This is a genomic window from Rhizobacter koreensis, from assembly GCF_013366375.1.
Taxonomy (GTDB): Bacteria; Pseudomonadota; Gammaproteobacteria; order Burkholderiales; family Burkholderiaceae_C; genus Schlegelella_A; species Schlegelella_A koreensis.
In genome coordinates, this window is the sequence record NZ_JABWMJ010000007.1 from 35627 (window position 1) to 50019 (window position 14393).

Here is a 14393-nt window from a genome sequence, read left to right on the forward strand (position 1 = left end):
ACGCGTCGACCACGCGCACTCCGCAGAGGCGTCCGTTCATGGCTGAGCCGTCCGCTCCGCTCGACGAAGCGGGCCTGCTGGCGCTGCGCACGCGCATCGACGCCGTCGACCGTGAACTGCTCGCGCTGCTGAACCGGCGCGCGGGGCTTGCGATGGAAGTCGGCGCGCTGAAGAAGCGGGAGGGCTCGCCGACGTTTCGCCCCGAGCGCGAGGCGGCCGTGATCGACGCGCTCAAGCGCGACAGCGCCGGCCCGCTGCCGGCGACCGCGATCGCGCCGATCTGGCGCGAGATCATGTCGGCGTGCCGCGCCCTCGAGACGCCGACCCGCGTGGCGTACCTCGGCCCCGCCGGCACCTTCAGCGAGCTCGCGGTGCTCGGCTTTTTCGGCTCCTCGATCGTCAAGGTACCCTGCCCGAGCATCGACGAGGTGTTCCGCTCGACGAGTGCCGGCGCTGCCGACTTCGGGCTGGTGCCGATCGAGAACTCGACCGAGGGCGTGATCGCGCGTTCGCTCGACCTGCTGCTCGCGACGCCGCTGGTAATCGTCGGCGAGACCAGCCTGCTGGTGCAGCATCACCTGCTGCGTCGCATCGACAGCCGCGCCGGCATCACGGCGGTGGTCGCGCATCCGCAGGCGCTCGCGCAGTGCCACGGCTGGCTGAGCGCCAACCTGCCGGGGGTCGAACGCCGCGCGGTGTCGAGCAACGCCGAGGGCGCACGCCTGGCTGCGGAAGACGACACGCTGGCGGCGCTCGCCGGCGACCGTGCCGCCTCCGAGTACGGGCTGCACGTGCTGGCGCCGGCGATCCAGGACGAGCCGCACAACCGCACGCGCTTCGCGGTCGTCACCGACCCGACGCGGCAGACCCTGCCCAGGCCGAGCGGCCACGACTGCACCAGCCTGGTCGTTTCGGTAACCAACCGACCGGGCGCCGTGCACGACATGCTGGTGCCGCTGAAGGCGCACGGCGTCTCGATGAGCCGCTTCGAGTCGCGTCCCGCGCGCTCCGGCCAGTGGGAGTACTTCTTCTTCATCGACCTCGAAGGCCATCCCGACGACCCGCGCGTCGCCGTGGCGCTCGACGAGCTGCGCGCCGCCTGCTCGTTCTTCAAGGTGCTCGGCAGCTATCCGGTCGACGTGCACTGACGTGACGAGCACGGCCCGTCCCTCCAGCGCCGCCGGCACGATCGGCGCAGCCGCAAGCGACTGATGTTCACGCAGCTCGGCATCATCGGCTGCGGCCTCATGGGCGGTTCGTTCGCGCTCGCCGCCAAGCGCGCCGGGATCGTCAAGCGCGTGGTCGGCTACAGCAAGTCGCCGTCGACGACCGAACAGGCCAAGCGCCTGGGCATCATCGACGCGAGCGCCGAGTCGGCGCTGCGCGCGGTGGCGGGCTCGGACCTGATCCTGATCGCGGTGCCGGTGTCGGCGATCGAGGCGACCTTCAAGGCGATTCGCCAGCTCATCGAGCCGGGTGCGCTCGTCATGGACGTCGGCTCGACCAAGCGCGACGTCGTCGACGCCGCCCGCCGCGTGCTGAAGGACCGCATCACCTCGTTCGTGCCCGCGCACCCGATCGCCGGCAAGGAAGTCTCCGGCATCGCCAGCGCCGACGCGACCCTCTACCAGGGGCGCCAGGTGATCCTGACGCCGCTCCAGAAAACGCCCGCCGAGCTGGTGCAGAAGGCGACCGACGCGTGGGCGGCGGTCGGCTCGAACGTGCTGCGGATGACGCCCGAGAACCACGACGCGGCGTTCGCGGCGGTGAGCCACCTGCCGCACATCCTCGCGTTCGCGTACTTCAACTCGGTGGCGCGGCAGCCGGCCGGGCGCGACTTCCTCTCGCTCGCCGGGCCCGGCTTTCGCGACTTCACGCGCATCGCCGCCAGCAACCCCGAGATCTGGTGCGACATCCTGATGGCCAACCGCGAGGAGATCCTCAAGCAGACCCAGGCGTTCCGCCACACGCTCGACGCGATGGAACACGTCATCCGGACCGGCAACGCCGATGCCCTCGAAGCGCTGATCCGCAGCGCCTCCGACGCGCGCGCGGGCTGGCAGATGAACGCCGGGACGCCCGGCAGCGCACGCTGACGCGCGGGCGGCCGCGCTCGCCCGATCCGCACCGACCCGCGAGCGCACGCCGCTCCCCCAGCCGCACATCGATGTACACGACCCGCTTCCTCGACGTCCCGCCGCTCGACAGCGTCGCCGGCACGGTGCGCCTGCCGGGGTCGAAGAGCATCTCGAACCGGGTCCTGCTGCTCGCCGGCCTGTGCGAGGGCGAGACCGTCATCGACGGCCTGCTCGCCTCGGACGACACCGAGGTGATGCTGCAGGCGCTGGCGGCGCTCGGCTGCACCGTCGAGCGCAGCGGCGAGGCGGTCTGCATCCGGGGCATCGGCGGCGAGCTGCCGGTGCGGGAGGCCGACCTCTTCCTCGGCAACGCCGGCACCGCGATGCGTCCGCTCACCGCGGCGCTGGCGGTGCTCGCCGCGGTGCACGGCGGCGCCTTCCGCCTGCACGGCGTCGCCCGCATGCACGAGCGGCCGATCGGCGACCTCGTCGACGCGCTGCGCGCGATCGGCTGCCGCATCGACTACGAAGCCGCGCCGGGCTATCCGCCGCTGCGCATCGGCGCCGCGCCGTCGGGCCTGCACGCGCTTGACGCGATCCGCGTGCGCGGCGACGTGTCGAGCCAGTTCCTCACCGCCCTGCTGCTCGCGCTGCCGCTCGCGACCGCCGGCGGCAGCTCGGCCCGCATCAGCGTCGACGGCGAGCTGATCTCGAAGCCGTACGTCGGCATGACGCTGCAGCTGCTCGAGCGCTTCGGCATCGCCGTCGAGCGCGACGGCTGGCAGCGCTTCACCATCCCCGCGAACAGCCAATACCGCTCGCCGCGCACGCTGCGCGTCGAGGGCGACGCGTCGTCGGCGTCGTATTTCATCGGTGCCGCCGCGATCGCCGCCGGCGGCCAGCCGCTGCGCATCGAGGGCGTCGGGCTCGACTCGATGCAGGGCGACATCCGCTTCGTCGACGCCGCGCGTGCGATGGGCGCGCAGGTCGACGGCGGCGCCGGCTGGCTCGAGGTGCGCCGCGGCACACTGCCGCTGCGCCCGATCGACCTCGACTGCAAGCACCTCCCCGACGCGGCGATGACGCTTGCGGTGCTCGCCCTGTTCGCCGAAGGCACCAGCCGGCTCACCGGCATTGCGAGCTGGCGCGTCAAGGAGACCGACCGCATCGCGGCGATGGCGACCGAGCTGCGCCGCATCGGGGCGGCGGTCGAGACCACCGACGACAGCATCGCGATCACGCCGCCCGCCGAATGGCGCGCCGGCGCGATCAAGACCTACGACGACCACCGCGTCGCGATGTGCTTCGCGCTCGCGGCCTTCAGCCGCTGTGCCGGCGCGGCGCCGGCGCTTCCGGTGCGCATCCTCGACCCGCGCTGCGTCGGCAAAACCTTCCCCGACTTCTTCGAGGCGCTGTTCGGCGTCGCGGCCGCGCGGCCCGACGACATTCCGGTGCTCACGATCGACGGCCCGACCGCGTCCGGCAAGGGCACGCTCGCCAGCGCCGTGGCGGCCCGGCTCGGCTATCACCTGCTCGACTCCGGCGCGGTCTACCGGGCGGCGGCGCTCGCGGCGTCGCGCGCCGGCGTCGACCGGGACGACGAGCCGGCGCTCGCCGACCTCGCGGCGCGCCTCGACCTCCGCTTCGGCGCCGACGGCGTCTGGCTGGGTGGCGACGAGGTCGGCGAGTCGCTGCGCCTCGAGGCGATCGGCAGCCTCGCGTCGCGCATCTCGGCGTGGCCGCGGGTGCGCCGTGCGCTGCTCGACATCCAGCTCGCGTTCCACCGCCTGCCGGGGCTGGTCGCCGACGGGCGCGACATGGGGACGGTGGTGTTCCCGGTAGCGCGCCTGAAGGTGTTCCTGACGGCGAGCGCGGCCCAGCGCGCCGAGCGCCGCTACCGCCAATTGATTTCGCGTGGCATATCGGCTAATATCGACAGTCTTCGCGCCGACCTCGAGGCACGCGATGCACGCGATCAGTCGCGCAGCGTCTCTCCCTCCCGACCGGCTCCGGACGCCCTCTTGCTCGACAACTCGGCCCTTTCGATCGAAGACTCGGTCGAGCAGGTGCTGGCAGCCTGGCAAGCGCGCACGCCGTTCGGCTGACCACCCGTCGGCCGGCAGTGCCGGCGAAGATACCCGCCCGTCGCCTACCCTCAGTGCCGCCTGGCACGCCGAGGCGACGGAACGCAACCCCTAACAACTGCGGCAACCCTGCTGCAGCGGAAATACCCAATGATGGAATCTCAAGTCGCCGGTGCCGAAGGCATGGAATCGTTCGCGGCCATGTTCGAGGACTCGCTGAAGAAGGCGGAAATGCGCAGCGGCGAGGTCATCACGGCCGAAGTGGTGCGCGTCGAGCACAGCTTCGTCGTCGTGAACGCCGGCCTCAAGTCCGAAGCCTACGTGCCGATCGACGAGTTCAAGAACGACCAGGGTGAGATCGAGGTCCAGCCCGGCGACTTCGTTTCGGTCGCGATCGACGCGGTCGAGAACGGCTACGGCGACACCATCCTCTCGCGCGACAAGGCCAAGCGCCTCGCGTCGTGGATGTCGCTCGAGAACTCGCTCGAGTCGGGCGAATTCGTCACCGGCACGGTGAACGGCAAGGTCAAGGGCGGCCTCACCGTCCTCGTCAACGGCATCCGCGCCTTCCTCCCGGGCTCCCTGCTGGACACGCGTCCGGTCAAGGACATGAGCCCGTTCGAGGGCAAGACGATGGAGTTCAAGGTCATCAAGCTCGACCGCAAGCGCAACAACGTCGTGTTGTCGCGCCGCGCCGTCGTCGAGGCGTCGATGGGCGAGGAACGCGCCAAGCTGCTCGCCACCCTGTCGGAAGGCGCGATCGTCCACGGCGTCGTCAAGAACATCACCGAATACGGTGCGTTCGTCGACCTCGGCGGCATCGACGGCCTGCTCCACATCACCGACATGGCATGGCGCCGCGTGCGTCACCCGAGCGAAGTGGTCCAGGTCGGCCAGGAGCTCGACGCCAAGGTGCTGAAGTTCGACGCCGAGAAGAACCGCGTCTCGCTCGGCATCAAGCAGCTCGGCGACGACCCGTGGCACGGCGTCTCGCGCCGCTACCCCCAGGGCACGCGCCTGTTCGGGAAGGTCACCAACATCGCCGACTACGGTGCGTTCGTCGAGATCGAGCCGGGCATCGAAGGCCTGGTGCACGTCTCGGAAATGGACTGGACCAACAAGAACGTCGCCCCGAGCAAGATCGTGTCGCTCGGCGACGAGGTCGAGGTCATGGTGCTCGAGATCGACGAGGACAAGCGCCGCATCAGCCTGGGCATGAAGCAGTGCAAGGCCAACCCGTGGGAGGAGTTCTCCGCCACGGTGCAGCGCGGCGACCGCGTCAAGGGCCCCGTCAAGTCGATCACCGACTTCGGCGTCTTCGTCGGCCTCGCGGCCGGCATCGACGGCCTGGTGCACCTCTCGGACCTCTCGTGGAACGAACCCGGCGAAGTTGCGGTCCGCAACTACAAGAAGGGCCAGGAGGTCGAGGCGATCGTTCTGGCGGTCGACGTCGACCGCGAGCGCATCTCGCTCGGCATCAAGCAGCTCGACTCGGATCCGTTCACCAGCTACACCTCGGTCAACGACCGCGGCATGGTGGTCAACGGCAAGGTCAAGACGGTCGACGCGCGTGGCGCCGAGATCCAGCTGAACGACGACGTGACGGGCTACCTGCGCGCCTCGGAGATCAGCCGCGACCGCGTCGAGGACGCCCGCAACGTGCTGAAGGAAGGCGATGAAGTCTCGGCCCTGATCATCAACGTCGACCGCAAGGCGCGTTCGATCCAGCTCTCGATCAAGGCCAAGGACAACGTCGACAACCAGGAAGCGATGCAGCGTCTGGCGCAGTCGTCCGAGCGTGAGAACGCCGGCACGACGAGCCTGGGCGCCCTGCTGCGCGCCAAGCTCGACAACCAGAACCAGAACGGCTGACGCCGACGGCGCGCCACGGCGGCGCGCTGCGTGGTTCCTCGGGACCGCGCGGCGCACGCCCGGCGCGCCACGACGCCATGACGCGTTCCGATCTGGTGATCCGGCTGGCCGAGCGCTTCGGCCAGCTCACCCATCGCGATACCGAGTTCGCGGTCAAGACGATCATCGACGCGATGTCGGCCGCGCTCGCGCGCGGTCACCGCATCGAGATCCGCGGCTTCGGCAGCTTCTCGATCAACCGGCGGCCGCCGCGCGTCGGGCGCAACCCGCGTTCCGGCGAGCAGGTCGCGATTCCCGAGAAGCTGGTCCCGCACTTCAAGCCTGGGAAGGCGTTGCGGGAAGCCGTGGAGGCGCTGCCTCCCGAAGTGCTGCGGCACGCCGCCAAGGGCGCTGCTGCCGACGACGTCGGTTCCTGACGCACGTCGCGCCCGACGGCGCGATCCAGTCATTCCAGACGCGCCGCAAGGCGCGTTTTTCATTCGGGGCCTCGCCTCGCAGGCTGCGGCTTTTGTCCGTGGCTTCGCGTCGCAGAGGGCGCTCGCATCCGTCACGCCCGCACGGAGACACGACCTTGCCCAGGCTCAACGTCTGCGCCTTCTCCCAGCGCGGCGCCGCGCGAAGCGTGGCTCGCCTCGATCGGTGTACGGCCACGCCGCCGCGCTCCCCGAGTGGAAGCCAGGGCCAGCGACGATTCGACCCTTCGCCCGCTCCGCCGGATGGCCGCTTCACCGCCGACCCTGCGCGGCCAAGGGTGGCTCGCTCGGGCCGTCCCTAGAATCGCCGCCGATGCGAACCCTCGTCTGGCTGTTCCGCGCCGCCGTGTTCTTCACGTTGTTCGCGTTCGCGCTCAACAACAACGAGCCGGCGCGCATCGTCTGGTTCTTCGGCTACGAGTGGCGCGCGCCGATGGTCTTCATCGTCCTGGTCGCATTCGCACTCGGCTGCGCGTTCGGCGTGTTCGCGATGGTGCCGAGCTGGTGGCGGCAACGCCGCGTCGCACGCATCGCCGGCGCCGCGACCGCGACGCCGGCCGACGCGGCCGTGGCCGCGCCGACGCCGCCGCCGGAGCCGATGCTGCCGCCGCGCGATGGACTTTGACCTGCAGTGGCTGCTCTGGAGCGTGCCGCTGGCGTTCGCGCTCGGCTGGGTCGCGTCGCGCTGGGACTTCCGCCAGTGGCGCCGCGACGTCACCGAGACGCCCAAGGTCTACTACAAGGGCCTCAACTTCCTGCTCAACGAGCAGCACGACAAGGCGATCGACGCCTTCATCGAAGCCGTCCAGCAGGACCCCGACACGTCGGACCTGCATTTCGCGCTCGGCAACCTGTTCCGCCGGCGCGGCGAGCATGAGCGCGCGGTCCGCGTGCATGAATACCTGCTGAACCGCGCCGACCTGCCGAAGGCCGAGCGCGAGCGCGCCCGTCACGAGCTCGCGCAGGACTTCATGAAGGCCGGCCTGCTCGACCGCGCCGAGGCGGCCTACCAGGCGCTCGCCGGCACGGCCTTTGACACCGAGTCGCGCCTCGCGCTGCTCTCGCTGCACGAGCGTTCGCGCGCGTGGCAGGCGGCCATCGGCGTGGCGCGCGAGCTCGAGCAGCGCGGCGCCGGGTCGTTCGCCAGCCGCATCTCGCACTTCTTCTGCGAGCTCGCGGTCGAGGCCGACGCCGCGCATCAGCCGGACGACGCCGAGGCGCACCTGCGCGACGCGCGCGCGGCAGCGCCGCAGGCGCCGCGCCCGCTGGTCCTGACCGGCCAGCGCGCTGCCGCCGCCGGCGAGCACGAGCGCGCGCTGCGAGCGTGGGGCGCACTGCTGTCGGCGCAGTCGGCCTGGTTCAACCTCGTCGCCCACGAGTACGCAGCGAGCGCCGAGGCGCTCGGCCGCGCACCGGCGGCCCTCGAGCAGCTCGCCGGCGCCTACCGGCAGAACGCGTCGCTCGAGCTGCTCGACGCGATCACGCGGCTCGATCCCGACCCGGCGTCGCGCCGCGCACGGCTCATCGAGCACCTGCGTCAGCACCCGACGCTCGCCGCGGCGCTGGCCCTCCTCGCGTCGGCGCGCGACGCCGACCGCGAGCCCGAGTCGCCGAGCAGCGACGCCGCGGCGATCCAGGCGCTGCGCGTCGCGCTGCGCCGGGCCGCGCGGCCGCTCCATCGCTACCGTTGCGCCGCCTGCGGGTTTGAGGCGGAACACTATTTCTGGCAATGCCCGGGCTGCCTGGGCTGGGACACGTATCCGCCGCGGCGGCTGGAGGACTTTCGATGACGACGGCTCCGACTCGCGAGCGCCTCGCCGCGGCACGCGTGCTGGTCGTCGGCGACGCGATGCTCGACCGCTACTGGTTCGGCGCGGTCGACCGCATCTCGCCCGAGGCACCGGTGCCGGTGGTGCGCATCGACCGGGAGGAAGAACGCCTCGGCGGCGCGGCCAACGTCGCGCTGAACGTGAAGACGCTGGGCGCGGCGGCGACGCTCCTTACCGTGGTCGGCATCGACGAGCCGGCGCGCCTGCTACGCGACCTCCTGGAGCGCCAGGGCGTCGACGCGCTGCTCGGCACCGACCCGCAGCTCTACACCATCGTCAAGCTGCGCGTGATCGGCCGCGCCCAGCAGCTGATCCGGGTCGACTTCGAGAATCAGCCCGACCACGAGGTGCTGGCGAGCATGGTCGCCGACTTCGAGCGCGCCCTCCCCGAGCACGATGCGGTGCTGTTCTCGGACTACGGCAAGGGCGGCCTCACGCACATCCCGCGCATGATCGAGACCGCGCGCGCGCTCGGCAAGCCGGTGCTGGTCGACCCCAAGGGCGGCGACTGGTCGCGCTACGCCCACGCCACCGTGATCACGCCGAACCGCGCCGAGCTCGCGCAGGTGATCGGCGGCTGGAGCAGCCCCCGGCAACTCGAGGAGCGCGTCGCCGCACTGCGCGCCGAGCACGCGATCGACGCGATCGTGCTGACGCGCTCCGAGGAAGGCATGTCGCTGTTCGACGCCGCCGGCCACATGCACGCGCCGGCGCTCGCACGCGAGGTGTTCGACGTCACCGGTGCCGGCGACACCGTGATCGCGACGCTCGCCGCGATGCTCGCCTGCGGCCTCGACCTCGGCGCTGCGATGCCGATCGCCAACCGCGCCGCCAGCATCGTGGTCGGCAAGTTCGGCACCGCGACGGCGACCTACGACGAACTGTTCGCCTGACATGAAGGAGCCGCGATGAAAGTCGTCGTCACCGGCGCCGCCGGCATGATCGGCAGCAACCTGGTCCACGGACTCAACGCGATCGGCATCGACGACGTCATCGCGGTCGACGAGCTCACCGACGGCACCAAGTACCGCAACCTGCTCGGCGCGCGCATCAGCGACTACTTCGACCGCAGCGAGTTCTACACGCGCTTCCGGCACGGCGATTTCGGCCGCGTCGACGTCGTGCTGCACCAGGGCGCGTGCTCGGACACCATGGTCCACGACGGGCGCTACATGCTCGACGTGAACTACCGCTGCTCGAAGGACCTGCTCGACGCCTGCCAGGCACGCGGCACGCGGCTGCTCTACGCGTCGTCGGCGGCCACCTACGGCGGCAGCGCGGCGTTCCGCGAGGAGCCCGAGTTCGAGCGCCCGCTCAACGTCTACGGCTGGTCGAAGCTGCTGTTCGACAACGTGGTGCGGCGCATGCTCGACGCGTCGACCGCGCAGGTCGCGGGCTTTCGCTACTTCAACGTCTACGGTCCGCGCGAGCAGCACAAGGGCCGTATGGCGTCGGTCGCGTATCACCACGCGCAGCAGCTCAGGGAGACCGGCCGCGTGAAGCTGTTCGGCGAGTACGGCGGCTACGGCCCGGGCGAGCAGTCGCGCGACTTCGTGTTCGTCGACGACGTGGTCGCCGTGAATCTGTGGTTCCTCGAACATCCGGACGTGTCCGGCATCTTCAATCTCGGCACCGGGCGCGCGCAGCCGTTCAACGACGTCGCGGTCGCGGTGATCAACGCCACCGCGGCGGCACGCGGCGAGGCGCCGCGCCCGCTCGACGGCATGGTGCGCGACGGCGCGATCGAGTACATCGAGTTCCCGGCCGCGCTCGTCGGCAAGTACCAGTGTTTCACCCAAGCCGATCTCGCGCGCCTGCGCGCGGCCGGCTGCGACCACGAGTTCGCCGACGTCGCGAGCGGCGTCGCACGCTACATGGAGTGGCTGCGCACGAGCGACGCGGGCTGAACGGTCAACCCCGCCGGCCGCCCGGCGTTAGGCCCAGGGACGCCATCATCCCCACTCGCCCGAAAGGACATCGATGTTCAAGAAGCTCCTCATCAGCCTCCTCGCCCTCGTCGCGGCGAGCGCGTTCGCGCTCGAGGTCAACACCGCCTCGCAGGCCCAGCTCGAATCGATCAAGGGCATCGGTCCGACCATTTCATCCTCGATCCTCGCCGAGCGCAAGAAGGGCCACTTCAAGAGCTGGAGCGACCTCGTGTCGCGCGTCCGGGGCGTCGGCGAAGCGAGCGCGGCCGGCTTCTCTGCGGCCGGCCTCACCGTCAACGGCACCACCTACACGCAGGCCGCAGCGACCAGCAGCGACGCCTCGGTGCCGCAGAAGGCCGCGGCCGGGACCGCCCGCGCCGCGTCGGCGACGGCGACCGGCGTCCGCACCGCCGCGTCGGCCACCGCGAGCGGCGTGCAGCGCGCCGCCTCGGCTACCGCGAGCGGGGTGCAACGGGCGGCGTCGGCGACGGCGACCGGCGTGCAGCGGGCCGCGTCGGCCGCCGCCAGCGGCGTGCACCGCGCCGCGTCGGCGGTCACGCGCTGACGCGCTGAGGAACGCTGCGCGCGGTGGCGCGCAGCGTTGCGCGCCGCCAGCGGACCGTCAGTCGTAGACGACGCTGGCGCGCCCTTTCGACGCGGCAGCGCGCCAGCGCGCCAGGGCGGCGTCGGTGGGATAGAAGCGCGCCGCGTCGCCGAGGTCGAGCTCGCCGCTCGCGAACTCGCGCTGCAACGCGAGGCGGATCGGAAGGCCCGCCGAGCGATCGCCGTACTCCGTGCTGACGCGCCGGGTCGGGAACTCGCGCAGCATCTCGGCGACCGGCGGCACGCTGCCGTTGACCTCGACCCGCAGGTACTTGCCGAAGCGGCAGCGGGCTTCGGCGAGGTCCCACACCTGCTGCACGTTCAGGCGCACGCCGCCCGAGAAGCGGTCGGGCTGGACCTTGCCCTGGATGATGACGAGCTCGTCCTCCTTCAGCAGGTCGCGGCAGGCGTTGATCAGGTCCTCGCTCGCGACCGCCTCGATGGTGTCGCTCATGTCGTCGAGCTTGAAGATCGCGGCACGGCCTCGCTGTCCGTTGACGACGCGCAGGTCGGTCACGATGCCGGCGAGCAGCTGCGGCTCGCGGCTGTCGATCAGGTCGGCGATCGCGACCCGCGCGAAGCGCCGCACCTCGTCGGCGTTCTGCTCGAAAAGGTGCCCCGAGAGATAGAGGCCGAGCGCCGCCTTCTCGAGCATCAGGCGCTCGCGCACCTCCCACGGCGCGGCGGCCACGAGCTCGGGCTCCTGCGTGCTCGCGGCGTGCGCGTCGGGCTCGAAGTCGAACAAGCCCCCCTGATCGGCGTGCGCTGCCTGCGAGTCCGCGAACTCGAGCGCGAGGCCGACGCTCGCCAGCACGCTCGCGCGGTTCGGATGCAGCGCATCGAACGCGCCGGACTTCACGAGCGCCTCGATCACGCGCTTGTTGATGCGCTGGCGATCGACGCGCGCGCAGAAGTCGAAGATGCTCTTGAACGGCCCGTCGGCGCGCGCCGCGAGGATCGCCTCGATGGCCGACTGCCCCGTGCCCTTGATCGCGCCGAGGCCGTAGCGCACGCGCTTCCTGTCGATCGGCTCGAAGCGGTAGCTGCCGAGGTTGACGTCGGGCGAGTCGACCGTGATGCCGAAGGTGCGCGCGTCGGCGATCAGCACCTTGAGCTTGTCGGTGTCGTCGAGCTCGACCGTCATGTTGGCCGCGAAGAACTCGGCCGTGTAGTGCACCTTGACCCACGCAGTCTGGTACGCGAGCAGCGAGTACGCGGCGGCGTGCGACTTGTTGAAGCCGTAGCCCGCGAACTTCTCCATCAGGTCGAACACCTCGTCGGCCACCGCGAGGTCGATGCCCTTCTCGGCCGCGCCCTTGCGGAAGATCTCGCGGTGCTTGGCCATCTCCTCGGGCTTCTTCTTGCCCATGGCGCGGCGCAGCAGGTCGGCGCCGCCGAGCGAGTAGCCGCCGAGCACCTGCGCGGCCTGCATCACCTGCTCCTGGTAGACCATGATCCCGTAGGTCTCGCCGAGCACGCCTTCGAGCAGCGGGTGCGGGTAGCGCACCTCCTCCTTGCCGTGCTTGCGCGCGCAAAAGCTCGGGATGTTCTCCATCGGCCCCGGCCGGAACATTGCGTTGAGAGCGATCAGGTCCTCGAGCCGGCTCGGCTTGGCGTCGCGCAGCATGCGCCGCATGCCGCCGGATTCGAATTGGAACACCGACTCGGTGCGCCCTTCGGTGAAGAGCCGGTAGACCGCGCGGTCGTCGAGCGGCAGCGTCTCGTACGAGAAGTCCTTCTGGTCCGGGTGGTTGCGGACGATGAAGGTCTTCGCGAGCTCGAGGATGGTCAGTGTCGCGAGGCCCAGGAAGTCGAACTTGACGAGGCCGATCGCCTCGACGTCGTCCTTGTCGAACTGGCTCACGGCGCTGTCGCTGCCGGGCTGCATGTAGAGCGGGCAGAAGTCCGTGATCTTGCCCGGCGCGATCAGCACGCCGCCGGCGTGCATGCCGACGTTGCGCACGATGCCCTCGACCCGCTCGGCCAGTGCGAGCAGCTCGGCGACCTCGACCTCGTCGCGCTCGCGCTGCTCGATCTCGGGCGCCTCGCGGCGCGCGTAGATCACGCTGTTGTCCGGCGGCTCCGGCGGGCGGCGCAGCGTGACCGTCTTGCCGGGCGGCGCCGGCACCAGGCGTGCGACCGAGTCGACGTGGCCGTAGCTCATGCCGAGCACGCGGCCGATGTCGCGCAGCGCGGCCTTGGCCGCCATCGTTCCGAAGGTCGCGATCTGGCTCACCGCGTCGCGCCCGTAGCGCTGCTTCACGTACTCGATGACGCGGTCGCGGTTGGCCTGGCAGAAGTCGATGTCGAAGTCGGGCATCGACACCCGCTCGGGATTCAGGAAGCGCTCGAACAGCAGGTTGTATTGCAGCGGGTCGAGGTCGGTGATGTTGAGCGCGTAGGCGACCAGCGAGCCGGCGCCCGAGCCGCGCCCCGGGCCCACCGGGCAGCCGTTGCCGCGCGCCCAGTTGATGAAGTCGGCGACGATCAGGAAATAGCCCGGAAAGCCCATCTTGAGGATGGTCGCGATCTCGAACTCGAGCCGCTCGACGTAGCGCGGCCGCTCGGCGTCGCGCACCGCACGGTCGGGGTAGCGCTGGGCGAGCCGCACCTCGAGGCCCTGGTGCGAGGCATGGCCGAAGTAGTCGGCCATCGGCATGCGGGCGCCGTCGACCAGCGGGGTCTCGAAATCCGGCAGCTGGGGCTTGCCGAGCACCAGCGTCAGGTTGCAGCGCCTCGCGATCTCGACGCTGTTGCGCAGCGCGCCGGGCAGGTCTTCGAACAGGGCCTCCATCTGGCCTTGCGACTTGAAGTACTGCTCGCGCGTGAAGCGCTTGATGCGGCGCGGGTTCGCGAGCGTGTCGCCGTCGGCCACGCAGACGCGCGCCTCGTGCGCCTCGTGGTCGTCGGGCGTGAGGTACTGGACCGGGTGCGTCGCGACCACCGGCAGCCTGAGCGCGACACCGAGCTCGACCGCGCCGCGCAGCTGCGCCTCGGCCGACGCCGCACCGGTGCGCTGCACCTCGAGGTAGAAGCGGCCCGGAAAGCACGCGGCCAGGCGGCGCGCGATCGTCTCGGCGCGTGCGGCGTCGCGCGCCAGCAGGGCCTGGCCGACGGCGCCGAGCTCCGCGCCCGAAAGCGCGATCAGCCCGCCGGCGAACTCGTCGAGCCAGGCCCAGGCGACCCAGGGCTGGCCGCGCGAGCCGTTCTCGAGCCATGCCTTCGACAGAAGCTGGCAGAGGTTGAGGTAGCCGGTGCGGTTCTGGGCCAGCAGAAGGAGCCGGCTCGCCGTCTTCTCGCCGGGTTCGGGCTCGAGCCAGACCTCGGCGCCGATGATCGGCTTGACGCCGGCCTTGCGGGCCGTGCCGTAGAACTTGACCGCGCCGAAGAGGTTGGCGAGATCGGTGATCGCGAGCGCGCCCTGGTTGTCGGCGGCCGCCGCGGCGACGGCATCGTCGACCCTGAGCGTGCCGTCGACGACCGAATATTCGGTGTGGGTACGCAGGTGAACGAAGGGCATTGGCGG

At 70.9% G+C, this 14393-nt stretch carries 11 protein-coding genes; 10 read left to right on the top strand and 1 reads right to left on the bottom strand.

Features of this window, described 5'->3' with window-relative positions; genetic code table 11:
* Positions 1 to 38: 38 nt before the first annotated feature.
* The 10 genes from pheA (at position 39) to HQN59_RS15160 (ending at position 10829) form a co-directional block, all read left to right on the top strand.
* A complete protein-coding gene (pheA, locus tag HQN59_RS15115; RefSeq protein ID WP_176069956.1) occupies positions 39 to 1148 on the top strand; it encodes a prephenate dehydratase in 1110 nt (369 codons plus the stop codon).
* Between the two features lie 63 nt (positions 1149 to 1211).
* Positions 1212 to 2096: a prephenate dehydrogenase gene (locus HQN59_RS15120; RefSeq protein ID WP_176069957.1), complete on the top strand. Its 885-nt coding sequence runs from the start codon at positions 1212 to 1214 to the stop codon at positions 2094 to 2096.
* A 71-nt stretch (positions 2097 to 2167) separates the two neighbouring features.
* Complete coding sequence (locus HQN59_RS15125) at positions 2168 to 4183, top strand: bifunctional 3-phosphoshikimate 1-carboxyvinyltransferase/cytidylate kinase (RefSeq protein WP_176069958.1); 2016 nt, start codon at positions 2168 to 2170, stop codon at positions 4181 to 4183.
* A 132-nt stretch (positions 4184 to 4315) separates the two neighbouring features.
* Positions 4316 to 6034, top strand: a complete 1719-nt coding sequence (rpsA, locus tag HQN59_RS15130) for a 30S ribosomal protein S1 (protein ID WP_425342732.1) — start codon at positions 4316 to 4318, stop codon at positions 6032 to 6034.
* A 77-nt stretch (positions 6035 to 6111) separates the two neighbouring features.
* Positions 6112 to 6450 (top strand): integration host factor subunit beta, encoded by a 339-nt coding sequence (locus HQN59_RS15135; RefSeq protein ID WP_246294941.1) that lies wholly within the window; start codon positions 6112 to 6114, stop codon positions 6448 to 6450.
* A gap of 370 nt (positions 6451 to 6820) precedes the next feature.
* Positions 6821 to 7132, top strand: a complete 312-nt coding sequence (locus HQN59_RS15140) for a LapA family protein (protein ID WP_176069960.1) — start codon at positions 6821 to 6823, stop codon at positions 7130 to 7132.
* Positions 7122 to 8297: a lipopolysaccharide assembly protein LapB gene (gene lapB / locus HQN59_RS15145; RefSeq protein WP_176069961.1), complete on the top strand. Its 1176-nt coding sequence runs from the start codon at positions 7122 to 7124 to the stop codon at positions 8295 to 8297. The genes HQN59_RS15140 and lapB overlap by 11 nt, the downstream gene beginning before the upstream one ends.
* A complete protein-coding gene (rfaE1, locus tag HQN59_RS15150; protein ID WP_176069962.1) occupies positions 8294 to 9229 on the top strand; it encodes a D-glycero-beta-D-manno-heptose-7-phosphate kinase in 936 nt (311 codons plus the stop codon). Before lapB ends, rfaE1 begins: the two co-directional genes overlap by 4 nt.
* 15 nt (positions 9230 to 9244) lie before the next feature.
* Positions 9245 to 10243, top strand: coding sequence for an ADP-glyceromanno-heptose 6-epimerase (gene rfaD / locus HQN59_RS15155; protein ID WP_176069963.1), 999 nt, complete (start codon positions 9245 to 9247; stop codon positions 10241 to 10243).
* Between the two features lie 73 nt (positions 10244 to 10316).
* Positions 10317 to 10829: a ComEA family DNA-binding protein gene (locus tag HQN59_RS15160; RefSeq protein WP_176069964.1), complete on the top strand. Its 513-nt coding sequence runs from the start codon at positions 10317 to 10319 to the stop codon at positions 10827 to 10829.
* Positions 10830 to 10886: 57 nt separating this feature from the next.
* On the opposite strand, the gene dnaE is transcribed toward HQN59_RS15160, so the two are convergent.
* Positions 10887 to 14387 (bottom strand): DNA polymerase III subunit alpha, encoded by a 3501-nt coding sequence (gene dnaE, locus HQN59_RS15165; RefSeq protein ID WP_176069965.1) that lies wholly within the window; start codon positions 14385 to 14387, stop codon positions 10887 to 10889.
* Between the last annotated feature and the right edge of the window lie 6 nt (positions 14388 to 14393).